The following is a 21,820-nucleotide window of genomic DNA, read 5'->3' as shown; positions in this document are numbered from 1 at the left end:
GCTTGTTATTTATTCTGTGCAGTAACAGTAGTTATCAATCACAAGTCATCAACTTCCGATAACTACGTCTCCCTATCCCTGCTCTACCCATATTTTTGTTATTGACGGTGAGATTTTCAGGTCATTAGTTTCCAAAGTATAAACAGAGACTCTGAAACTATTATTTTTGTGGTTAATGTTATACCGAAGTGACCGATTCTTCCTGAATTAGACATTGGTCTATCCGGGGCTGGCCATTAGTCGTAGGAAGCCCTTTTTCTACGACCTTAGACGTACAATTTAATCCAAATGGAACGATTCAGCTTTTCAGTTCAGCATCAAGATCAATACCAGCCTCACGCATCCGGGCCAGCTTATAGCGTAATGTGCGGGGGCTGATACCCAGCTTTTCTGCCGCCTCTTTACGACTCCCGCCTGTTTCCCGAAGCGTCTCAATAATCAGCTGAAACTCATGCTGTTTCATATCATTTCCCAACTGACTGCTGTCGTCAGGACTGACACTGCCAGAGCTAAAGCGACCCGCCATCTCAGAGGTCTGCATACTGCCCGGCTGAATATGCAGATCGGCAGGACCGATCAGTGCTCCCTGCTGCAGAATAAGCGCCCGCTGCACGATATTATCCAGCTCGCGTACATTCCCAGGCCAGTGATAGGCCTGTAGCGTACGCTGCGCCTCCTCGCTGAGAGAGACCGCGGTGCGATTCATTTTGCGGGAGTATTTTGCCAGCAAGCGCTGCGCCAGCGGCACGATATCACCGACCCGCTCTCGCAGCGGCAACCATTGAAGCGGAAAGACATTGAGCCGGTAATACAGGTCTTCGCGGAACTTATGCTCCGCAACATACTCTTCCAGCCTGCGGTTCGTGGTTGCCAGAATTCTGACATCCAGATTGATCACTTTGCGGCCACCCACTCTCTCTACCTGCTGTTCCTGCAACACCCGCAGCAGCTTGGCCTGCAACCCGAGATCCATTTCTGAGATCTCATCCAGCAAAATGGTGCCACCATTAGCCTGCTCGAACTTACCGGGGTTGCTGGTGTAAGCGCCGGTAAACGCGCCTTTCTCGTGTCCAAAAAGCGTTGCTTCCAGCATATTCTCAGGAATCGCTGCACAGTTAATCGCGACGAAGGGCTTGTCGGCCCGGGGGGAATGCATATGGATGTACTGCGCCAGCACCTCTTTACCGGTACCACTCTCCCCGGTAATCAGTACGGTTGAGTCGGTCTCGGCAACACGCCGGGCCACCTGTAGCAACTGCTTACTGCTGGTCTCCTCTGCGATCGGCTGAATACTATCCTGCTCACTTAACTGCGTGCCGGTATAGCGTTTCACGACCTCGATCAACGCCTCTGGAGCAAAAGGCTTCATCAGATAGTCCACCGCTCCGCTGCGGATCGCATCCACCGCTTTATTGACCTGACCATAGGCAGTAATCAGCATCACCGGCAGACAGGGCTGGCTCTGCTGAATTTTTTCCAGCAGCTGATGACCATCCATGCCCCCCATATTGACATCACTGACCACCATATCTACGGGATTTTCTGCAATCACCTCCAGCGCCTGCTCTCCCGAATCAGCTTCCAGATAATCAAAGCCTGCCAGTTCCAGCGTGTCGACCAGCGCTTCACGCAGATCCGCATCGTCTTCAACCACTAATACCTGAATGCTCATAAACTATCCGATCCCGCTTTCATTATTTTCACTGCTGTTATTACCCGCCAGGTGATTGGCCTGATTATCGGTCTGACCGCCCGTTTGATAAGGAATAAGAAAAGCCGCCTGAGTGCCAACCCCCAGCTGTGAGCGTAGCAGAAACTCGCCATGGTGCGCTTTGGCCACTACCTGTGCCACCGCCAACCCTAAACCGGTGCCATGGGATTTAGTTGAATAAAACGGCTCCAGCACCTTTTTACAAAGCTCCGCATCCATTCCCGGACCATTATCACGCACCTCGATACCCAGCTTATCTCCGACCAGTTGCGCTTCAATGACCAGTTCGGTGCCTTTACCGCCTGCCTGCAAGGCGTTGTTGACCAGGTTCATAATCGCCCCCAGCAACGAATCTTTATTGCACTGCAGCTGCAACTCCGGTACCCGGTTAAGACAGTCGCAGTCAGCGTCCCAGCTATGCAGAGGCATATCCAGCGCATCTTCCAGTTCACGGAACAACTCTGCAACACTGATGCGATCCTCCAGTCGGGTTTCACCCCGGGCAAAAATCAGCATATCGCGCACTTGCAGCTCTAGATTTTCCAGACGGGATTTTACTTTTCCGGCGAATTTAATCCGTTGCTCCGGCCGCAACTCCGGCTTCATCAGATGCCCGGCATAGAGTAGAGCCGCAGACAGCGGGGTACGCACCTGATGCGCCAGCGAGGCCATCATCCGCCCCATCTCAGACAATCGCTGATAATGGGCCAGACGCCCCTGTAATAACCGGGTGTCGGTCTGATCGGTCAACATCAGCAACTGGCCCGACTCATTTGCCAGAGTACTGGTTGACAGACTGACCCGGCGGCCGCTTTTTAATGAAACCTCATGACCATCATCGCTGCGGGGGGCGAAACTGCGCTGAATGACGGCAATCCAGGGTTCATTCTTCAACGGCTGCCCCAGCAACTGCTCAGCCGCACTGTTACACTCGGCGACCCGACCCCGGTTATCGATTACCACCACACCTGCCGGCAACAGATCCAGCAGATCCTCCAGCCGGCCTGACAAGCGTTCATGCTCAACCTGTTTTTCTACACTGGTCTGGCGGATCTGATCCAGCTGCGCCCGCAGTTGGCTATTTTCCGCTTCCAGTTGAGCGATTCTGTTAGTTGCGTCAGTCATCATCTATTTTCGCTGAATTCCATATTTACGCATCTTCTCCACCAGCGTGGTCCGGCGAATCTGCAACAGGTCCGCTGCTCTGGCAACCACACCTGAGGTTTGATCCAGCGCCTGAGTAATCAATGCCTGCTCAATATTTTCTATATGAAGTTTGAGATCCAGCCCCTGTTCCGGCAGTTCAGTCAGGCGGTTGGGCTGCACGCCTACATTGAGTGTTTCCTGCGTATCATCCCCGCGATAAAGATCGGGATCCGGTTCCTCAATATGCCGAAACTTTGGCGGCAGTTCACTCACGCCCACCACCGCATCGGGGTACAGGATCGCCAGCCGTTCAACCAGGTTCGCCAGCTCGCGGATATTGCCCGCCCAATCGTGCTGCTGCAGTGAACGAATCGCCGCAGGATGGAAGCGTATACGGCCAAACCCCTCTTTTGCCAGACGCCGGGAAAACTCATCCACCAGCGGAGGAATATCCTCAATCCGACCACGCAGAGGCGGCATATCGATAGGAAAAACATTGAGACGATAGTAAAGATCTTCGCGGAAACTCCCCTCAACAATCATCTGCTCCAGGTTTTTATGGGTGGCGGCAATAATTCGCACATCGCAGTCGATAGTGACACTACCGCCCACCCGTTCAAAACAACGCTCCTGCAAGACCCTAAGCAACTTCACCTGCATAGGCAGGGGCATATCGCCGATCTCATCAAGAAACAACGTGCCACCATTAGCCAGTTCAAACCGCCCTGCCCGGGAGTTAATCGCGCCGGTAAATGCCCCCTTCTCATGACCAAACAGCTCGCTTTCCAGCAGATCAGCCGGGATAGCGCCGCAGTTAACCGGCACAAATGGCCCGCTCGACCGTTTTGATGCCCGGTGCAGATTATTGGCAACAATCTCTTTACCGGTGCCACTTTCACCGGTGATCAGCACATTGACATCCCGCCCCGCCACCTGGCTGATCATCTTGCGCACCAGTGCCATCGCCTCACTCTGTCCCACCATCCCCTCAAACTGACTGGCGACCGATTTAGGGGAGAACAGGTCAGGCTGACCGGCATACTGCAGCTGCAACTGCCGATAAATCAGCGCCCGGTGCAGCATCACCGTCAGTTCATCCAGGGTGGCATCCGGATTCAACCGGCCAATTATCTTTTCCTGAAGTTGTTCCGGCAGCTGTTCAAGTTCGGGCCAGGGGGAGACGGCAATGACCGGCAGCTTGTCATCCAACTGGTCAAACTGCTGCATCAGTTTTTCCAGCGAGATTGGCAATGAACACTGCCCCAGCCAGACCACCGAACGATCACCCGGTTCAGCAGTATCTCCCTGCAGCCAGGACACATAATCGGTGGTGGTGTGACTGATTTCGGCGAAGCCCAGCCGTTCTGACAGATGGGTCCGACTCTCCACATCATCATCAATATATATAATTTGTAGCGGGCTACTCATAGGGTTCCCAGCACATCTCTCATCAGAGCTCTTTCCGGTGTGTTATCAGGGTTAGTATCACTACGTCAAATTTATGACATGGCAATTCAAAAGACAACCTATTGCATGATGTTTTTTTGACACTACATAAAAAATAGCAGTGATCGCGTCGATACGAATTTTTTATTACACACGTACTTCAGCATGACGGATCCCCTTTAATAAAAAATTACACAAAATGGGTAATGCTCCGTTTACCCTCCAGCCCCCGTAATACAAGGCCTTTAGTAAAAATGTCCATTTATTGCGACTTTTTCACACACTGCCCCCTAAAGTTTCAAAACAGTGCGCCGTTAACCCTTTCACGAAATGAATTTATACGTGAGGCAGCACCGCTGTCTCGAAAGCTCAAAGAACCAGCCGGGGGGACTCCATAACCGGTTCGGTTAAGGAGATGAGAAAATGGCAGTTATCAATACAAACATCGCTTCTATCAATGCTCAGAACAACCTGAGCAAATCCCAGAACAATCTGCAGACATCCCTGCAGCGTCTGTCTTCTGGTCTGCGTATCAACAGTGCAAAAGATGATGCGGCAGGTCTGGCGATCTCCGACCGCATGACCTCCCAGATTCGTGGTCTGAACCAGGCTGTACGTAACGCTAACGATGGTATCTCTCTGGCTCAAACCGCTGAAGGCGCAATGTCAGAGTCTACAAACATTCTACAGCGTATGCGTGAGCTGGCCATCCAGTCTGCCAACGATACTAACAGTGCATCTGACCGTGCCAATCTCCAAAAAGAGGTTGTTCAGCTACAATCCGAGTTGAACCGTATTGCCGACACAACATCTTTTAACGGCAAGAATATTCTCGATGGTACATTTACCTCAGGTAAATTCCATGTTGGTGCCGAGGCTGATCAGGTTATCAACGTATCCATTGGCAGCACTCGCGCTACCAGCATGGGTAACTACTCATTAACAACAGGCGGTACTGGGTCAACTGCAGTAGCAGCTGCGGCGACAGCAGGAGCAAGCACTACCGTAGCGGGTGAAGACCTGACAATCAGCGGTCCATTAGGCTCAACCACCACTGCGGTTGACGTTGCTGCGGGCGACAGTGCTAAAACTGTAGCTGCAAAAGTCAATGCCGTACAAAGCGATACTGGTGTAACCGCAAAAGCAGTCAGCCAGGCAAAAATCACTTCTGTGTCTGCAGGTAACGTAGCCTTTACTCTGACTGGAGATACTACTGGGGGAGCACAGGCCATCACTGCTAACGGTGTTACATCTACCGATGTATCAGCACTGTCAGAAGCAATCAATGCGAAAACCGGTACAACCGGTATTACCGCAGAGCTGTCCAGCGATAAAACCTCTATTACGCTGATTAGCGCTAATGGTGATGACATCATTATTGAAGGTGCGACAAACGGTGCCGACGGTACTAACGTTATGACCGTACAAGGCCTGAATGCTGATTCAACAAACTCAGGTGCAGCAGCGACTCTGGTGGATGCATCAACCACAGCGACCAATACTGACAGTACTCGTGTTGCGGGTGATGTAACTTTCTCCGCCAGCGGAACATTTACCGTTACTTCAGGTGCGGCAGGTGGATTATTTGCAGCGACTACCGCAAATACTTCAACTCTTTCTTCAGTTGCAGCAATTGATATCAGCTCACAAACCGGCTCAAACAATGCTTTGGATGTCATCGATCAGGCGCTGGCGTTTATGGCTGGACAACGTGCTGACCTGGGTGCGGTCCAGAACCGTCTTGAAAGTACTATTTCAAACCTGAGCAGTATCAGTGAGAACGTAACTGCTGCCCGTTCACGGATCCAGGATGCAGACTTTGCTGCAGAAACTGCCAACCTGACTAAGAACCAGATTCTTCAGCAGGCAGGTACTGCGATGCTGGCTCAGGCAAATACTTTGCCACAGGGCGTACTGTCTCTGCTACAGTAAGCATAGAGCATTAACGGAAAGGGCGGGCTTTGCCCGCCTTTTTTAGCTAACCACTTCAGATCTGAGCCAGGAGGTACGTCATGTCCAGTGAAATGCAGGTCTCTTCCACTCAGGCCACTGCAAAGCCCACTGTTGATCCGTCGGCTAACGCCACGCAAACACAGCAAGCCCAGCAACCACAGCAATCCACTGTTCAGAAGCCGGCAGGGCCTAGCCCGGCAGATTTTTCTCAACAGAGCGTTGAAGCCCTTCACGAAACCGTTGCTGCCATCAATGACTTTATGTCTCAGTTCCAGCGGACACTGAACTTTTCAGTTGACCAGGAAGGCGGACAAACGATAATAAAAGTTATTGATAAATCAAATGATGAGTTGATCCGACAGATCCCCTCTGAGGATTTTATCGAAATCAGCAAACATATTGAGCAGATGAACAATCTGCTGTTCAGCGAGAAGGCCTGAAACGCCTTCTCTGCTTCTCTTTCAGAGAATAGCGAAGCGAGGTAGTTATGGCCATTTCATCACCAGGTATTGGCTCTGGCATCGATATAAAATCTCTGGTTCCCGACCTTGTAGATGCCAGTCGGGCCCCTACACTTAATCGACTTGCCAGGAAAGAAGCCACACTTCAGGCCGAACTCTCTGCAGTCGGCCTGCTGAAAAGTGCTCTGTCCGAATTTCAGACCAAACTAGACGGCCTGAAAGATGCCACAACTTTCAGCAATAGAACCGCTGCCTCATCTGACAAAGCAATTGCCGCTTTCAGTGCCGACAATAATGCGGCAGCAGGAAGTTATTCTCTTGAAATAACCAGTCTGGCATCAGCACAAAAACTGGTAACCCAGCAGGATTATGTCATCAGTGAAGGAACACTTGAGTTTGCCGATGCCGGAGGCAGTTTCACCGTCACGTTGGATGGAACCAATAACGCGACTATTGAATCTGTCCGCGATGCGATCAATAGCGCTGAAGATAATATTGGCGTCACTGCCACAATACTCGTAGTTAATGGCAGCAAGCGTCTGGTATTTAACGCAGATGAAACCGGAGCTGAAAACCAACTCACAATTACCGGCACAACCACAACGGGTGATCTTGATATCTATGATTACAATTCGGGCACCGCTACTCCTGATGTCAATGGTGATGTTGCCACCTTCTACGACCAGGTAGTTGCAGCAGCCGATGCCGTATTCAGTGTTGATGGTCAACCGATGACCAGCGCCACTAATACCATCACCGATGTTATTCCAGACGCAACCATCACCTTAGCTGACACCAATGTTGGCGAGCCCATCACACTGTCAATCAGCGAAAATAGCAGTGCAATTAAAAATCAGATCTCGACACTGGTTGATGGTTATAACGAGTTAATCGCGCTGATTAATGAACAAACCAGTTACAATCCTGATTCTGACACAGCCGGCCCGCTATTTGGTGACTCCCTGATCGGTTCAATTGAGCGACAGATACGAAACACTCTGACCAGCCGGATCGATAACAACGACAGCAGCTACACTTCACTGGCATCAATCGGTATTACAACCACCAGTGATGGTTCACTTGAACTGGATTCGGGCAAACTGGATACCGCGCTGAAAGATGATTATACAGGCGTCACCACACTCTTTTCAGATGACACACAGGGAGTCGCTTTCAAAATTGACGCTATGCTGGAGAACTACCTTCAGATCAGCGGCACCATTGATGGTCGCACGGATTCGATTAACGCCAAGCTAGAAGGTATAAGCGACGAGAGAACCAAGCTCGATTATCGTAGTGCACAACTTGAAGCGCGACTTTATAAACAGTTCAATGCGATGGATCTGTTAGTTGCACAACTCAACTCGACCGGAGCATGGTTGAGCTCCGCACTGGACAATCTACCCGGTGTTGTTCGTCAGACTAACAAGTAATTTTTAGCCGTCCCAGTTGATGAGCTGGCGGCAAACCGTTTTTTTAAGGATCTATTATGAATCGTAACCTTGCTTCTCAACAGTATCAAAAAATAGGCCTGAACTCGGCCCTGGCGCATGCAACCCCCCACCAGCAGGTTTTGATGCTAATGAATGGTGCCCTGGGCAGTATCGCTACCGCAAAAGGCGCTATAGAGCGTAAAAATACTGAATTAAAAGGCACAAGCCTGAGCAAAGCGATCTCGATTATCGGCGGCTTGCAGGCCTCACTGGCGGATACAGAAAGCAATGAGATCGCCCAGAATCTGGATAACCTATACACCTATATGTCCAGTACGCTGATGAAAGCCAATATCGAGTCATCTGTTGAGAAGCTGGATGAAGTGACTCAACTACTGCTGGAGATCAAGTCTGCCTGGGAAAAGATCCCTGCAGAACACCACAAGACCCAGAGCCCGGTAGAAAAATAGTCATGCCTCAGCTTAGCCCTGCAGCCCGGAAGTGGCTGCAGGGGTTCACAGAGATAGAGCGCCTGCAGCAAGAGATCTTTACTGCGCTCGGTCACATGACCAATAAAGCAGATGAAGATGAGACAACACTCACTAATCTGGTGAAGCAGCAAGACCTCGCGATTCGTCAGTTACCCTTTGCCCAACTCAATGCTGAAGACGTAGCTCAGCTAAACGATAAAATAGCCTTGCTACAACAGAATCATCAGTCGCTGATTAACGCAATCAGCCATCAAAGGCAGGCTCTGCTTGACCAGTCCAGTCAACACAAGAAAGCCGGCCGCAGCATTAAAGCTTATCAGCGTGCGCAGGATCTGTAATCTTACCTTTTATCCAGCCCCCATTAAAAAGCCCGGATCACCGGGCTTTTTAATGAGAAACATACTACCGACAGGGTAACTGAATCAGTTTATATAATTAAACAGACTCAGATTCTGTATCTTGGCAAAACTGGCATATGCAGCATTCAGTGTTGTTTGCTGCAGCGTAAACCGACTGATCGCGTCATTATAATCCAGGTCCTGAAGTGATGACTGAGCTTCATTGGTATACAGCTTATACTCCTCATTGACCGACTCCTGAGCATCCAGCGTATTCATTCGCGCACCGATACTTCCACGAACCTGAATGTTTTTGCTCTCGATACTGTCAATCTGCAATAAAGCCCGGTTGACTGCTTCATTTAAACGCTCAGTTCCCTGCGGATCACCAACCGTATTAATACTGGTCAGTGCGGCATTCAGCTGGTGTACCATATTCAGAACGTTGGTGCGTTGTGTTTCGGTCTCGATCACCACAGCACCATCCGCCGGACTATCGATCACCAGGCTCAGGCCTTCAAACTCAATGGTATCTCCCTGCTGATAACTGATATCTGTAAGCTCGGCAGCTGGATTACCACCAAAAACAGGGTCACCCTGGGCATCGGTAACACTATAGGTTCCAGCCACGGTGTCGAAGGTAACGGTTGCCGGCCCTCTGCTATCAGTAAATTCACCGAAAGTGCCAAAGTCGGTAATGATTCGTCCGGAAAACTCGTTACCCGTTGCAGGCACCAGCGCTAACTGGCTCGGTACATTCTCGAATATATTAAAACCGGAATCGGTAGAGACAATATTGGCATTAGGACCCACCTGAATAGACCGACTCCCCTCATCACCATTAAAGACATAGCTATCGGTAGCGCCATCATAACGGTAGGCTGCATCAAACCCCTTATAGCCTGAAAACAGATATTCGCCCTGAGTATCCTGAGTATTAAGCAGACCAAACAGTTGCGACTCCAACTCTTTCAGCTCACTGGCAATCAGGGTACGGTCATTATCATTAACGGCCCCACTGTTCGCCTGAATCGCCAGCTCCTTTATTCTCTGGGTAGCATTATTGACTGCATCCAGCGTTGTCTCTTCGAGATTGAGACGCCGGCGGGAAACCACAATATTATCCTGAAACTTATCGGTCTTTGAGATCTCTTTATCCAGCTTAATAAGCTGAGCGGTAGCAACCGGATCATCCGACGGTTGCAAGATACGCTTACCGGTAGATAGCTGCTGCTGAGTTTTAAACAAGCTGCTATTAGCATTATTGATATTATCGGTATTGCGACTAAATATCTGAGCAGTTGAAATACGCATAATTTACCCTCTCCTGCTACTTAAAGGCTTTGAAGCAGACTATCAAAAATGGTTTGTGATACCCGGATCAGTTGAGCAGAGGCCTGATACGCCTGTTGAAACTGCACCAGCTTAGCGGCTTCTTCATCAAGGTTGACACCGGAAACACTGTCCTTAGCACTGGTGGTCGTATCCAGTACAGCCTTACCAGCCTGTTCAGAGATAACGGCGGTTGCCGTCCGGGTTCCAACCTTTTCTACCAGACTGCCATAGAGTTCCTGATAGGAGCCATGATCAAACAGGGCGGTTTGCTGCAGATTACTCAAAGCGAAAGCATTACGGTTATCCGATACACCATCAAGGTTATAATCAAAACCAAAACGATCGCCCGGTTGCGGCTGGTTAGCGATTGTCACCGTGTACCCATCCAGCTGAATCTCATCACCGGAAGTAAACGGCTGATCAGAAAGCGGGCCGACAGCGGGATCTAACTCCAGTACCACAGGGTTGTTCGGGTCACTCATATCATAGATGGTATAGGTCATCTCTCCGGAGGGGGATGAAGCCGGATCATTAAACACGATCTCTATCGGTGGCGACAGCTCACCCGCAGTGGCAAAGGCATCAGCCTTGGCATCTGTCATTGTCACCGTTGCCAGTCCGGTGCCCTGATTATCAATATTACTGCTTACTTTTATCGGCGATGCTAACGCCAGAAGCCGGCCATCATGCAGCGATAAAGTCAGATCTTCCGCGCCACTGGTTACCGGCTGAATAAGAAACCGGTCACCCTTAATCAGTTTGGTACTGGTATCGATGGTTACCTTCATACCATCTACAGCAAATGATAAAACCTGCCCTGCGGGGTCACGATAAAACTCTCCCTGGCCGACGGCATCAACCCCCTGACCAGTGGTCAGCGGCGATAGCGGATCATCGACACTGGTCAACTGATCGATACGCACCTGCTTGCCGTCACTGCTGCGATACAGCGTTAGTCTGTTACCATCACCCACAACCAGCTCATACTCACTTGCCTGCAACAGATCTGTTTGTTGAATTTCGACCCGGGCAATGTTCACTTCGGACTGGTTATTACTGTTGGTAGTGATCCGTTTCTGCTGCAAAAAATCATCGTTCATGTTGGTAAACAGGTCTGCACCAAACTCATTATTCAGGTTCAGACCCAGATGGTGTTGTTCATTCATGCTTTCAGCAAAACCAACAGCAATCAGCCCCAACTGACTACGTGCATCATTCAACGCCTCAGACCGGTATTTGATCAGGCCACCAACTTTGCCACCAACAATTTCGTCATTGATGTTAACCGTCTCGTTCTTATTGATCAGCGCCAGCTCTTTTTGCTCACTATCAGGCCCCAATACTGACACGACTTTCTCCGCAGTCGCACCAATTACCAGTGGCTGGCCGTTGCCAATAAAAATACTGTACTGATCGGAGCTCTGATCAACCACAGTAACCCCGACAATTTCAGCAAGCTGATTGGTCAGCAGGTCCCGCTGATCGCGCATATCATTAGTGGAGCGATTGGTCGCAGCCGCAGTGCTTATTTTAGCATTCAGATCGGCAATACTGGTTGCCAGGCTGGTGATCTGGCTGGCATAGCCATCCATCTGCGCATTGATCGTTTCGGCCTGACTCTTAAGGTTTGCATCCAGATTATTAAAACGCTTTACCAGAGCATCCGCCTGAGCAACAAAGAGTTCCCTGTTAGCCGTAGAGGTAGGGTCATCAACAACGCTTTGCAACGCACCAAAGTAGTCATCCAGTGCCGTTGACACACTATGGGTATCCGCAGCCAGCAGATCATCCAGCCGGCTGGACATCGCCGCATAAGCGGATGCCTGATTGTATGAAGAGGTATCGGTCCACACCTGCTGAGTCAGGAATTTGTCGGTAATCCGCTCAATATCCTTAACAAACACCCCCGACAACTCGGGCCGGGTCACCAGGTTAACCCGCTGACGGGTATAGCCTTCAGTGTTCACATTACTGATATTCTGACCAATGGTACTCAACGCCGTCTGATTGGCCTGAGTCGCCTGAATACCTATATTTAATAAACTGGAACTGGACATACAATAACTCCCGGGAACACTCTATCGGCAAAGCAGGGAGCAGACAGGTTTCACCTAGATACTGCTCTCTGTAGCGGCCAGATACTAACTTTCTTTAGTGCCTGAACCGTCTCTCAGATCTGAACTGAGTCCGGCCAGAACATCCCCATCAAAAATTCTGCCGATCTTTTCAGCATACTCTGGATCGGTGGCATAGCCCGCCTGCTGCAAGCCTCTCAGATACTGATAAGGATCGCCTGCCTGCTCCAGCGCCTGCTGGTAACGGGAACTGTTTTTCAGAAACGTTGCGTAATCGCGAAAGCTCTCTTCGTAAGAATCGTAAACCCTGAATGCCGAGCGCTCTTTCTGCGCAACGCCATCACGAAACTCAACCGTACCGACAAGGGCTTTTTCACCCGACCAGCGGCTGTCAGCCTTGATATTAAACAGGTTATGACTACTGCCCCCCTCCGGGCGCTGAATCAGATAGCGACCCCAGCCGGTCTCCAGAGCGGACTGAGCCAACAACACTTTAGGGTCGACCCCCAGCTCAGCCGCGACACTCTCTGCCAGCGGCAGCAGGGTTGCGACAAACTGTTCCGGTGTTTCAAAACGTTGCGGTTGAGTCTTTTCAGCAGCAGGTCCGGCGGTTTCGACAGCAGATTCCGAGGCTGCAACCACCCCAGTTTCAGACACGCCCCCAGGAGCCTGTTGAGCCTCTTGCCGGGCTTTTTCCAGAACCCGGCTACTGGCTTGCGCCTGCCCAAGAATAGCCGATGCAGCCATACTGGCCGCACTATCCACCGTCCGGTTTAGGATCCGCTCAGACTCCGACAGCGGTTTTATCCGATTCTCCTCTTTGTCTTTATCTTCCCCCAACCGCGGATCGATATTGCCACCCAACTGCCGCACCAATATCTCAGCCAGACCAAAACCTTTGTTTTCGGCAATCTCCTTGGTCAGCTGGGTATCGCCCATCTGCTGATAAAATTCAACCTGCGAGCTGTTGAAATAGCTATCTTCGGAAAAGCTGGCGTTTGCTTCACGCATGCTTTTTACCAGCATATTCAGAAACAGTTGTTCAAACTGTTCGGCAACGGCTTTTAATGCAGCAGGGTCTTTATCTTTAGCTTGCTGACGAAGCTTATCCATCTCCCCCAGTTCGGTGTACAGCTGCGCATGTTGAGTCGGGTCAGTTATCATCATCCACCTCAGATCACGATCAGTTCGGCTTTTAGAGCACCGGCTTGTCGCAGGGCTTCCAGAATTGCCATCAGATCACCCGGCGCAGCCCCCACCTGGTTCACCGCTTCCACAATATCCTGCAACGAGGCACCGGGGGAGAACTCAAACATATGACCGCTGCCCGCATCCACTTCGATACCGGTCCGCGGGGTCACAACGGTGTCCCCCCCCGCCAGTGCATTGGGCTGATCAACATTCAGATTTTCAGTGATCGCCACGGTCATCCCCCCGTGGGTTATCGCCACCGGAGAAACCCTGACGTTCTGACCAATAATGATAGTACCGGTACGGGAATTGATAATCACTTTCGCCACTTCCTGAGCAGGCTGAACCTCAAGGTTTTCCAGCACAGAGAGGAAGGACACTCGCTGATCAGCGTCGCGGGGAGCAGATACCCGAATCGATGTTGCATCCATCGCCTTCGCCATACCCGGCCCCAGCAGACTATTGATCTGTTCGGCGACCCGCCGGGCGGTGGTAAAATCCGCATAGTTCAGATTCAACACCAGGCTATCACCCTGGGCAAAAGCATTAGGCACGGTACGCTCCACTGATGCACCGCCTGGAATACGACCAACACTGGGAACATTCAGCGATAACCGGGAACCATCCGATCCTTGCACACCAAAACCGGAAACCACCAGGTTGCCCTGTGCGATGGCATACACCTGCCCGTCGGCACCTTTCAGCGGGGCCATAATCAGGCTGCCGCCCCGCAAACTTTTAGCATCGCCAATCGTGGAAACGGTTACGTCAATCGTCTGGCCGGGTTTGGCAAAGGGCGGCAGATCGGCATGTACTGCCACCGCAGCAATATTTTTCGACTTTGGATCGATATTTGGCGGAATCGCCACACCAAAGTTATTCAGCATATTGCGGAATGTCGCAGAGGTGAATGAGGTTTTATCGCCAGTGCCATCCAGGCCCACCACCAGACCATAGCCCACCAGTTGGTTGCTACGCACCCCGGCAACCGAGGTCAGATCTTTGATCCTTTCGGCAAACACTGCGTTACTGAACAGCACTGCTGATAAAGCTAGTAACCAGAAACGTTTCATCATTTTTCTCCGCTTCATCTGCTCAGAATGGCCACAACGGACCAATAAAGAACTTCGACAACCACCCCATAGAGTTAGAGTCATTCAGGGCACCAGAACCACTGTAGGTGATCCGGGCATCGGCGAGCTGAGTTGAGTAAACCGTATTGCTGGTAGAGATATCCTGAGGCCGAATCATACCGCTAACACGGATATACTCGTCGCCCTGATTCAGAGTCAGCCACTTCTCACCTTTAACCACCATCAACCCATTGGGCATCACTTCATGTACAGTCACCGTGATATTGCCGTCCAGGCTGTTACTCATATCGGATTTACCCTCGCCATCGAACGCTGTGGTGGTATCACCGCTACTCACACTCAGAGGCTTACCGAACACCGTCGGTTGTATTCCCAAAACCGTCGGAGATCCCAGCGTCTGTGAATTCGATTTATCCACCGTGGTTTTATTGCTTTTCGACGAAGAGGTACTCTCCTGCAATACGATGGTAATAATATCGCCAACCCGATGCGCCCGGCCATCGCTATAAAGGCTGTTACTCGTTGCTGCATTGAAGATTGAACCGGTCACCTCTCTCGGGGCCTGCATTGCGGGGGGACGGACCGGTGCAAAATGCGGACTGTCCGGCTTTGGTGGAGCGCTGACACACCCTCCCAACATCAGAGTTGCGGCACATATCAATAGCAGCTGTTTCATTAGTTACCTCCTCAACTCAGATCTACAGGTTCTGTGTCACATAGGACAACATCTGGTCTGCGGTTGAGATCACTTTCGAATTCATCTCATAAGCACGCTGAGTGGTAATCATATTCACCAGCTCTTCCACGGCGTTAACATTAGAGCCTTCCAACATCCCCTGTCGCAGCTGTCCGGTGCCCCCCTCTCCGGGGTTAGACAACACTGCGTTGCCACTGGCGGCGGTCTCCAGATAAAGGTTCTGGCCATAGGCTTGCAGCCCCTGAGGGTTAGCAAAATCGGCCAACTGAAGCTGGCCAATCTGCTGTGGGTTAACATTACCCTGAACAACTACACTAACAATGCCATCGACGCTCACCGTCATCGATTGCACCCCAGAGGGTAGCGTTAAACCCGGATCAAGCAGATAGCCTTCTGAATTGACAATCTCATTGTCAGCATTCAACTGAAACTGCCCGTGACGGGTATAACCTGTATCACCATTCGGCAGGGTAACCTGCCAGAAGCCCCGTCCCTCTATGGAGATATCAAACGACTCGCCAGTGGTCTGCAGCTCTCCCTCCTGAAACAGTTTCTGCGTTCCGGCAACCCTTACCCCAGAGCCCAGTTGCAAGCCCGAAGGCAGTTGCGATGCTTCCGCGGTCTGCGCCCCTGGCTGACGCTGAATCTGATACATCAGATCTTCAAAAACAGCCCGATCCTTTTTAAATCCAACCGTACTGACGTTTGCCAGATTGTTGGAAATAACCTTCAGGGAGGTGTCCTGCGCACTCAGACCCGTTTTAGCAACAAATAGGGCGCCATGCATACTTATTCTCCACCTGTGTTATTTATCAAAATTCTATTATTGCAGTGACAAGATACGAGCCGCTGCAGAGGAGTTCTCTTCTGCGGTCTTCATCATTTTGACATGCATCTCAAACTGACGGGCCAGATCGATCACTGATGTCAGCTCAGAGATAGAGTTCACATTACTCGATTCAAGAAATCCGGCACGCACTTTGACATCATTGGCCGGCAACAGCGGCTGATTATTGCCGCTGTGCATCATGCCATCGACCCCCTTAAACAGCTGCCCCGGCTCCGCTTTAACCAGTTTAATACGATCCAGAATAGCCAACTCGGTCGCCGCTTCTCCAGCGGGCTTTATGGTAATGGTGCCATCGCCACCAATATCGAGCTTCTCAAACGGCGGCAGGGTGATGGGAATTCCACCATTACCCATTACCCGGTCACCTGAGCGGGTCACCAGTTGATTAAACTGATTGACCTGCAGCTCGCCCTGCCGGGTATACGCTTCATTACCATTGGCATCGATAACCGCCATCCAGCCTTCACCATCAATGGCCACATCCATCGAGCGGCCCGTCTGCATCATGGTGCCACTGGACATATCGGTTCCGGGGCGTTCGGCCATGGCATACACCCGCGAGGCAAAACCATCCCCCTCAACCTGCATCGCCCGGGCCTGGGCAAAGTCAGCTTTAAAACCGGTTGTAGTCGCATTCGCAAGGTTGTTCGCATGGGCCTGCTGTGAACGCATATTCTCCCGCGCCCCACTCATGGCCAGATACAACACTTTATCCATTGGATTCCCCGTTTGCCGTTTGCACCCTAAACCGGTCAGACATTGCCGCTTTAGGGTTAAAAATTCACTACCCTGTAAAATGCAACGGCTGTGCCAATCTTTATAAAAGACATAAAAAAGGCGACCGAAGTCGCCTTTTGAAAATAATGCATCAAACCATAATCAGATCTGCAGAATAGCCTGAGTCACCGTATTCAGGGTTTCCAGTGTTTTCGAGTTAGCCTGGAAGTTACGTTGAGCCTCAATCAGTCGTACCAGCTCAGTGGACAGGTCAACGTTTGATTGTTCCAGCGCGGCAGAACGCAGGCTACCGTTCAAACCAGTTCCCGGAGGGTTAAGCACCGCATTACCTGAAGTCAGTGTTGCACCCCATTCGGTATCACCCGCTGGCTGCAGGCCTGACTGGTTTTCAAAGGTTGCGAACGCTACTACACCGAGGTTCTGCTTCTGACCATTGGAGAAGGCAGCAACCATCTCACCCGTTTCAGCAAAGCTCACCCCGATCAGGTCCCCCTTGGTGTAACCATCCTGAGAAGACGCTTTAACAATTGATGCGGACGCAAACTGTGTACTATTGGACAGATCCAGATTGATCAGAGTCTCCGTATTCGCCGGATCAGCACCCTTAATGGTTAACTGAGGCGCGGTGGCGCCGCGGGAAAAGGTCGTTCCGTTGACACTGTTCAGGAAACCCGTCGTGGGATCGAAGCCCAGCATCACAGAACCCACTTCACTCAGGGTATCCTGCGGTTTAATTGCAAAACCTGACTCACCCGGATCCACACTTTTACCGATATCCAGCAGTTCAGTACCGTTAAGGTAGGCGAACATCTGATACTGCCCACGATAACTGTTATCGCCTTCATAGGTACGCTCTGGAATCGCTGTCAAAACAGTTCCACCGGTCTCTGAGACACTGAATTCTGAGCCGATGTTGCCGTAGTCCGCTTTAAAACGGATATCCAGCCTGAACGATCCCGCTTCATCCACAACCGTCACTGACTCAACATTGGGGTTTCGGTCTTTAATATCGGTCTCTCTTGCACGGATCTGATCAGCTATATCATTTAGTGTTGGCACCGTCGGACTGGTAGCAATTTCAATCGGAACACCGCCAATCGTCAGGGTTGTATCAGCCGCAGGCACCGCTAAGGTATAGGAGTAGTTCTCGTTTGCGTCACGCTCAGTCGGCTCAGGTGTAATATCAGCACCGCCGGCGTCATTGATCAGCATATCACCATAGCTGCTGTATTTAGCATAGGTCTCAAAACTGATAGTTCCCTCTGCAGCATTATAAGCAAGGGTCGTTGTATCAATACGCTTATCAGTGCTTTTCAGGGTATCCAGAGCAACCGGATCAGGAGTACCGGCAGCATCAAAACTAACGTTGACACCACTGATCGTTAAGTTAGTAGGCACAGCTGCAGAAACCGTATAAACATCACGAACCGGACGCTGCTCAACGATATTGTATTTAACCGTGTTTTCATTACCCAGGCTGTCAAAGGTTCGCACTGTCGTACTGTAAGTGAACGAAGAAGGTACATCCTTATCATAAGGCGTACTCAACAGCGTTGGGTCCGCTGCATCATTGATGTTAAACGACAAACCAATATTGTTAGTTGCCTGGGGAGGACTTTCCTTCTGGTCAACTGCCAGATTTCCGATAGGCAGACGGTTACCCTGTGAATCCAGACCGTAGCCCTGCAGATATTTACCCGACTTAGAGACCACAAAACCATCTTTATTCAGCTCAAATGCGCCAGCACGGGTGTAGGTCACTCCGCCCTGCCCATCATCCAGCTGGAAGAAACCGGAGCCATTAATCGCCAGATCCAGGTTATTATTGGTAAATTCAGTAGTACCCGCCTGAAAATTCTGTGCAATATCCGTTACGGTCACACCGGAACCGGCGACATTACTGGAACCGGCGCCAACAACCGCGGTTGCATAAATATCACCAAACTCTGTACGCGAGGCCTTAAAACCAATGGTACTGGAGTTCGCGATGTTATTACCGGTTACATCCAGATTAGTTGTTGCCGCCTTAAGCCCTGTTATCGCAGTATTAAAACCCGCCATGATTCTTCTCCGATTTACCCAATTCGTTTGACATCACTGAAGTCGACCGAGCCAGCATCGGTATTTACCTTCATACCGATACCATTTTGCCCCAGCGTGACGCTATTGACGTTATAAGCAATAAAGCTGCTAGCCGTTTTATAATTACCATCAACCTGCGCTTCAGCGACAACCCGATACTCCCCTGGAGGACGATCACCGGCATTCCACACAAAATAGTGGTCTCCACTACTCTGACTACCCATCTCAACCTCATCAATAAGATTGTTGGCGCTGTCATAGATAGAAACCCGCAGGTTCTCGGTGCTCACAGGCAGTTCAACTACCCCTCTGATTTCACCTGATTCACCTACCTGAGCCACATCAGTCTTGGCATAAACATCCTGACCAATCATGGACGACGCCTGCAACGCAGCCTGACTGGACAGTAGTGAAGCCGACATGTTTTCCATCGTCGTATTCAGTTTGGCGATATTTTCCACCGTACTCATACTGGCGATCTGCTGCATAAACTCGCTGGTTTCTGCTGGACTCGTGGGATCCTGATTCTGCAACTGTGCAATCATCAGTTTCATAAACATCTCACTGTCAGCGTTGCCACTGCCCTGTGTCGATGTGGAATTACTCTGATTCTGCGCATTGATCTTGTCGTAGATCGATTGCGTTCCCGAAACGTCGTTAACACTCATAACATATACCTCACATCAGGCTTTCATCGCATCACTAAGGCTTACTGGCCCAGCGTCAGAGCCTTCTGCATCATCTGTTTTGCCGTATTCATGATCTCAGCATTTATCTGAAAAGAGCGTGACGCCGAGATCATATCCGCCATCTCTTCTACAACATTCACATTCGGGTAGTAGACATAACCATTCTCATCCGCCATCGGGTGATCCGGGTTATACTCCTGACGCAGCGGGGCATCACTTTCAACGATCCCTGAGATTGAAACCCCCTGACCCGCCTGCGTCCCCATGGGTATTCCGCCAGGCTGCAGATTATCGGTTTGTTTCAGCTCAAACACTGGCTTACGGGCGCGATAGGTTTCACCGGCACTGCTGCTGACACTCTCAGCATTGGCCATATTACTGGCAGTGGTATTGAGCCGCACCGTCTGTGCACTCATCGCTGAGCCTGCAATATCAAAAACATTACCCAGAGACATGGTTATTCACCCCTAATCGCATTACTAAGACCTTTGAACTTTTTATTCAGAAACTGAAATGAAGCCTGATAATCAACAGCATTTTTGCTATAACGAGCCATCTCTTCCTGAACATCCACCGTATTACCATCGATACTCGGCTGACTGGGAATCCGGTACATCAACTCCGCAGCAAAGTCAGAGTCGATTAATCCCTGGTTGTGTCCGGCATGGGTGCGGGCCATTTGCAATGGCTGTTGCCCCTCCTGAACACCCTGCAGAATACTTTTAAAATCGATATCCCGGGCTTTGTAATTTGGCGTATCAGCGTTAGCGATATTATTTGCCAGAATTTCAGCACGCTGAATTCGCAGGCCCACCGCCTGTTCATGAATTCCCAGTGCTTTGTCAAAGCTGATTGCCATCGATTTGCCTCAAAGTGTCCGGTTTCAGATCTTCTTACTCCAACAATGCAAGAGCGATACCAATACAAATAATTACTTTTAAAACAAAGGCTTAATATTTTTCCTATGGCGATGCGGCAACACTTATCCGGGAGATAGCGGCAAAGCGGCAATGCAAAACGGAGAGCGGCAATAGAGGGGGCGAGGCCAAAAATGAAATTTTCCGTCCAGGCCTGATAGACACAGATATGACAGCGTGCTTACAAAGTGCTGTCTGTTTTAATGATCTATCGAACAGTTGCAAAGAAGGTTTTTGCGAGCGATGAGTAAGGCACACGCTTTGTGACGTTCTAACGACGAGAGCCACATAACTAAAAAACGCACTCAGGGCGCGTTATTTAGCTTTATAGATGATGCCCGGGCGGCAATGAACCATTTCAAACAGATTATTCAGCTCACCAATAGACTCGGATGCACCAAGAAGCAGATAACCACCTGGTTTGAGTGTTTTATGGATTTTCGTCAGAATTTCACGCTTACGCTCAGACGAAAAATAGATCAGTACATTACGGCAAAAAACAATATCGCAGGGACCAATACCTGTATAGGCGCCAAGCAAGTTCATCTCTCTGAAGGTCACCCGTTTTTTAATCTTCGGCAACAGGGACCAGCCATCATGTTTCCCCGGTACGAAGAACTTCTTCAGTCGATCCTGCGACAGCCCTCTCCCCAGCGCCAGCATCTCATACTCAGCCAGGCGTGCCTGCTCCAATACCCGGGTGCTGATATCAGTAGCAATAATCTCCTCACCCAGTCTGAACGCTGCAGGGTTCTGCTCCTTAAACTCATCAATAATCATACTGATAGAGTAGGGTTCCTGTCCGGTAGAACAGGCGGCTGACCAGACCTTAAGCCGCTGAGTGCCCGCCTGCTTTTCGGCCAGCTCAGGTAGCAGCTTATCTTTTAATATTTCATAGGGATGTATATCGCGAAACCAGAGAGTCTCATTGGTCGTCATCGCATTGATGACCTCCTCTTTCAGAAGACTGTTGCCTGGACGTTCCAGAGTTACCACAAGCTGACCCAATGAATCAAACTGCCCATCAATAAGAATTTTACTTAAGCGACTCTCCACCAGGTATTGCTTGTGTTTTGCCAGTAGTATGCCGCATGCCTGTTCAAGAAACTGGCAAAACTGATCAAACTCCTGTTGAGTAATCCTTATTTTCTGGCCGTTCAGAACACCATCCTC

At 50.3% G+C, this 21,820-nt stretch carries 20 protein-coding genes; 5 read left to right on the top strand and 15 right to left on the bottom strand.

Features of this window, described 5'->3' with window-relative positions:
* Nucleotides 1–298: 298 nt before the first annotated feature.
* Genes OCU43_RS03250 through OCU43_RS03240 form a run of 3 tightly spaced genes read right to left on the bottom strand, consistent with a single transcriptional unit; the run spans nt 299 to nt 4,285 of the window.
* Nucleotides 299–1,672, bottom strand: coding sequence for a sigma-54-dependent transcriptional regulator (locus OCU43_RS03250; RefSeq protein WP_091361444.1), 1,374 nt, complete (start codon nt 1,670–1,672; stop codon nt 299–301).
* 3 nt (nt 1,673–1,675) lie between these two features.
* Nucleotides 1,676–2,839, bottom strand: a complete 1,164-nt coding sequence (locus tag OCU43_RS03245; RefSeq protein WP_261832974.1) for a sensor histidine kinase — start codon at nt 2,837–2,839, stop codon at nt 1,676–1,678.
* Nucleotides 2,840–4,285 (bottom strand): sigma-54 interaction domain-containing protein, encoded by a 1,446-nt coding sequence (locus OCU43_RS03240; RefSeq protein ID WP_091361446.1) that lies wholly within the window; start codon nt 4,283–4,285, stop codon nt 2,840–2,842. It lies immediately after the preceding gene.
* Nucleotides 4,286–4,726: 441 nt separating this feature from the next.
* Here OCU43_RS03240 and OCU43_RS22215 point away from each other — a divergent pair, with 441 nt between their 5' ends.
* The 5 genes from OCU43_RS22215 (at nt 4,727) to OCU43_RS03205 (ending at nt 8,979) form a co-directional block, all read left to right on the top strand.
* The gene (locus tag OCU43_RS22215) at nt 4,727–6,235 is read left to right on the top strand and encodes a flagellin (protein WP_091361448.1); all 1,509 of its coding nucleotides are present in this window, start codon (nt 4,727–4,729) and stop codon (nt 6,233–6,235) included.
* 80 nt (nt 6,236–6,315) lie between these two features.
* Nucleotides 6,316–6,696, top strand: coding sequence for a flagellar protein FlaG (locus OCU43_RS03220; protein WP_091361449.1), 381 nt, complete (start codon nt 6,316–6,318; stop codon nt 6,694–6,696).
* 47 nt (nt 6,697–6,743) lie between these two features.
* On the top strand, nt 6,744–8,150 hold the full coding sequence (fliD, locus tag OCU43_RS03215; protein WP_091361451.1) for a flagellar filament capping protein FliD: 1,407 nt from the start codon (nt 6,744–6,746) through the stop codon (nt 8,148–8,150).
* A gap of 56 nt (nt 8,151–8,206) precedes the next feature.
* The gene (gene fliS, locus OCU43_RS03210) at nt 8,207–8,620 is read left to right on the top strand and encodes a flagellar export chaperone FliS (protein WP_091361453.1); all 414 of its coding nucleotides are present in this window, start codon (nt 8,207–8,209) and stop codon (nt 8,618–8,620) included.
* A 2-nt stretch (nt 8,621–8,622) separates the two neighbouring features.
* Nucleotides 8,623–8,979: a hypothetical protein gene (locus OCU43_RS03205; RefSeq protein WP_091361454.1), complete on the top strand. Its 357-nt coding sequence runs from the start codon at nt 8,623–8,625 to the stop codon at nt 8,977–8,979.
* 84 nt (nt 8,980–9,063) lie between these two features.
* Here OCU43_RS03205 and flgL read toward each other — a convergent pair whose 3' ends face one another.
* The 12 genes from flgL to OCU43_RS03145 all read right to left on the bottom strand — a co-directional run bounded on the left by flgL (nt 9,064) and on the right by OCU43_RS03145 (nt 21,787).
* Nucleotides 9,064–10,293 carry a flagellar hook-associated protein FlgL gene (flgL, locus tag OCU43_RS03200; protein WP_091361456.1) on the bottom strand — a complete coding sequence of 410 codons (1,230 nt, stop codon included), beginning with the start codon at nt 10,291–10,293 and terminating at the stop codon, nt 9,064–9,066.
* Between the two features lie 20 nt (nt 10,294–10,313).
* The gene (gene flgK / locus OCU43_RS03195) at nt 10,314–12,371 is read right to left on the bottom strand and encodes a flagellar hook-associated protein FlgK (RefSeq protein WP_091361457.1); all 2,058 of its coding nucleotides are present in this window, start codon (nt 12,369–12,371) and stop codon (nt 10,314–10,316) included.
* Nucleotides 12,372–12,455: 84 nt separating this feature from the next.
* On the bottom strand, nt 12,456–13,556 hold the full coding sequence (flgJ, locus tag OCU43_RS03190) for a flagellar assembly peptidoglycan hydrolase FlgJ (RefSeq protein WP_261832973.1): 1,101 nt from the start codon (nt 13,554–13,556) through the stop codon (nt 12,456–12,458).
* Nucleotides 13,557–13,561: 5 nt separating this feature from the next.
* The gene (locus OCU43_RS03185) at nt 13,562–14,656 is read right to left on the bottom strand and encodes a flagellar basal body P-ring protein FlgI (RefSeq protein ID WP_376787860.1); all 1,095 of its coding nucleotides are present in this window, start codon (nt 14,654–14,656) and stop codon (nt 13,562–13,564) included.
* Between the two features lie 19 nt (nt 14,657–14,675).
* Nucleotides 14,676–15,350 (bottom strand): flagellar basal body L-ring protein FlgH, encoded by a 675-nt coding sequence (gene flgH / locus OCU43_RS03180; RefSeq protein WP_091361461.1) that lies wholly within the window; start codon nt 15,348–15,350, stop codon nt 14,676–14,678.
* Nucleotides 15,351–15,372: 22 nt separating this feature from the next.
* On the bottom strand, nt 15,373–16,158 hold the full coding sequence (flgG, locus tag OCU43_RS03175) for a flagellar basal-body rod protein FlgG (protein WP_091361464.1): 786 nt from the start codon (nt 16,156–16,158) through the stop codon (nt 15,373–15,375).
* 36 nt (nt 16,159–16,194) lie between these two features.
* Nucleotides 16,195–16,938, bottom strand: coding sequence for a flagellar basal-body rod protein FlgF (gene flgF / locus OCU43_RS03170; protein ID WP_091361466.1), 744 nt, complete (start codon nt 16,936–16,938; stop codon nt 16,195–16,197).
* Between the two features lie 162 nt (nt 16,939–17,100).
* Nucleotides 17,101–19,020, bottom strand: a complete 1,920-nt coding sequence (locus OCU43_RS03165) for a flagellar hook protein FlgE (RefSeq protein ID WP_091361469.1) — start codon at nt 19,018–19,020, stop codon at nt 17,101–17,103.
* A gap of 14 nt (nt 19,021–19,034) precedes the next feature.
* Complete coding sequence (locus OCU43_RS03160; protein WP_091361470.1) at nt 19,035–19,709, bottom strand: flagellar hook assembly protein FlgD; 675 nt, start codon at nt 19,707–19,709, stop codon at nt 19,035–19,037.
* Nucleotides 19,710–19,750: 41 nt separating this feature from the next.
* A complete protein-coding gene (flgC, locus tag OCU43_RS03155; protein WP_091361473.1) occupies nt 19,751–20,185 on the bottom strand; it encodes a flagellar basal body rod protein FlgC in 435 nt (144 codons plus the stop codon).
* Nucleotides 20,186–20,187: 2 nt separating this feature from the next.
* Nucleotides 20,188–20,589 carry a flagellar basal body rod protein FlgB gene (gene flgB, locus OCU43_RS03150; RefSeq protein WP_091361475.1) on the bottom strand — a complete coding sequence of 134 codons (402 nt, stop codon included), beginning with the start codon at nt 20,587–20,589 and terminating at the stop codon, nt 20,188–20,190.
* Nucleotides 20,590–20,962: 373 nt separating this feature from the next.
* Nucleotides 20,963–21,787, bottom strand: a complete 825-nt coding sequence (locus tag OCU43_RS03145) for a CheR family methyltransferase (protein ID WP_091361476.1) — start codon at nt 21,785–21,787, stop codon at nt 20,963–20,965.
* Nucleotides 21,788–21,820: the final 33 nt, after the last annotated feature.

It is taken from the genome of Amphritea atlantica (assembly GCF_024347255.1).
GTDB classification, from domain to species: Bacteria; Pseudomonadota; Gammaproteobacteria; order Pseudomonadales; family Balneatricaceae; genus Amphritea; species Amphritea atlantica.
Note: the sequence above shows the minus strand (reverse complement) of the source record. Positions and strands in the feature narration are given on the sequence as shown.

Bases quoted from the DNA above. Each gene is read 5' to 3' on its own strand.
- flgG (WP_091361464.1), bottom strand. From the start codon at position 16,158: ATGCATGGCGCCCTATTTGTTGCTAAAACGGGTCTGAGTGCGCAGGAC.
- OCU43_RS03220 (WP_091361449.1), top strand. From the start codon at position 6,316: ATGTCCAGTGAAATGCAGGTCTCTTCCACTCAGGCCACTGCAAAGCCC.
- flgB (WP_091361475.1), bottom strand. From the start codon at position 20,589: ATGGCAATCAGCTTTGACAAAGCACTGGGAATTCATGAACAGGCGGTG.
- OCU43_RS03160 (WP_091361470.1), bottom strand. From the start codon at position 19,709: ATGAGTGTTAACGACGTTTCGGGAACGCAATCGATCTACGACAAGATC.
- OCU43_RS03165 (WP_091361469.1), bottom strand. From the start codon at position 19,020: ATGGCGGGTTTTAATACTGCGATAACAGGGCTTAAGGCGGCAACAACT.
- flgC (WP_091361473.1), bottom strand. From the start codon at position 20,185: ATGTCTCTGGGTAATGTTTTTGATATTGCAGGCTCAGCGATGAGTGCA.
- flgJ (WP_261832973.1), bottom strand. From the start codon at position 13,556: ATGATGATAACTGACCCGACTCAACATGCGCAGCTGTACACCGAACTG.
- OCU43_RS03240 (WP_091361446.1), bottom strand. From the start codon at position 4,285: ATGAGTAGCCCGCTACAAATTATATATATTGATGATGATGTGGAGAGT.
- OCU43_RS03205 (WP_091361454.1), top strand. From the start codon at position 8,623: ATGCCTCAGCTTAGCCCTGCAGCCCGGAAGTGGCTGCAGGGGTTCACA.
- flgF (WP_091361466.1), bottom strand. From the start codon at position 16,938: ATGGATAAAGTGTTGTATCTGGCCATGAGTGGGGCGCGGGAGAATATG.
- OCU43_RS03185 (WP_376787860.1), bottom strand. From the start codon at position 14,656: ATGATGAAACGTTTCTGGTTACTAGCTTTATCAGCAGTGCTGTTCAGT.
- flgK (WP_091361457.1), bottom strand. From the start codon at position 12,371: ATGTCCAGTTCCAGTTTATTAAATATAGGTATTCAGGCGACTCAGGCC.
- OCU43_RS03245 (WP_261832974.1), bottom strand. From the start codon at position 2,839: ATGATGACTGACGCAACTAACAGAATCGCTCAACTGGAAGCGGAAAAT.
- flgH (WP_091361461.1), bottom strand. From the start codon at position 15,350: ATGAAACAGCTGCTATTGATATGTGCCGCAACTCTGATGTTGGGAGGG.
- fliS (WP_091361453.1), top strand. From the start codon at position 8,207: ATGAATCGTAACCTTGCTTCTCAACAGTATCAAAAAATAGGCCTGAAC.
- fliD (WP_091361451.1), top strand. From the start codon at position 6,744: ATGGCCATTTCATCACCAGGTATTGGCTCTGGCATCGATATAAAATCT.
- OCU43_RS03250 (WP_091361444.1), bottom strand. From the start codon at position 1,672: ATGAGCATTCAGGTATTAGTGGTTGAAGACGATGCGGATCTGCGTGAA.
- flgL (WP_091361456.1), bottom strand. From the start codon at position 10,293: ATGCGTATTTCAACTGCTCAGATATTTAGTCGCAATACCGATAATATC.
- OCU43_RS22215 (WP_091361448.1), top strand. From the start codon at position 4,727: ATGGCAGTTATCAATACAAACATCGCTTCTATCAATGCTCAGAACAAC.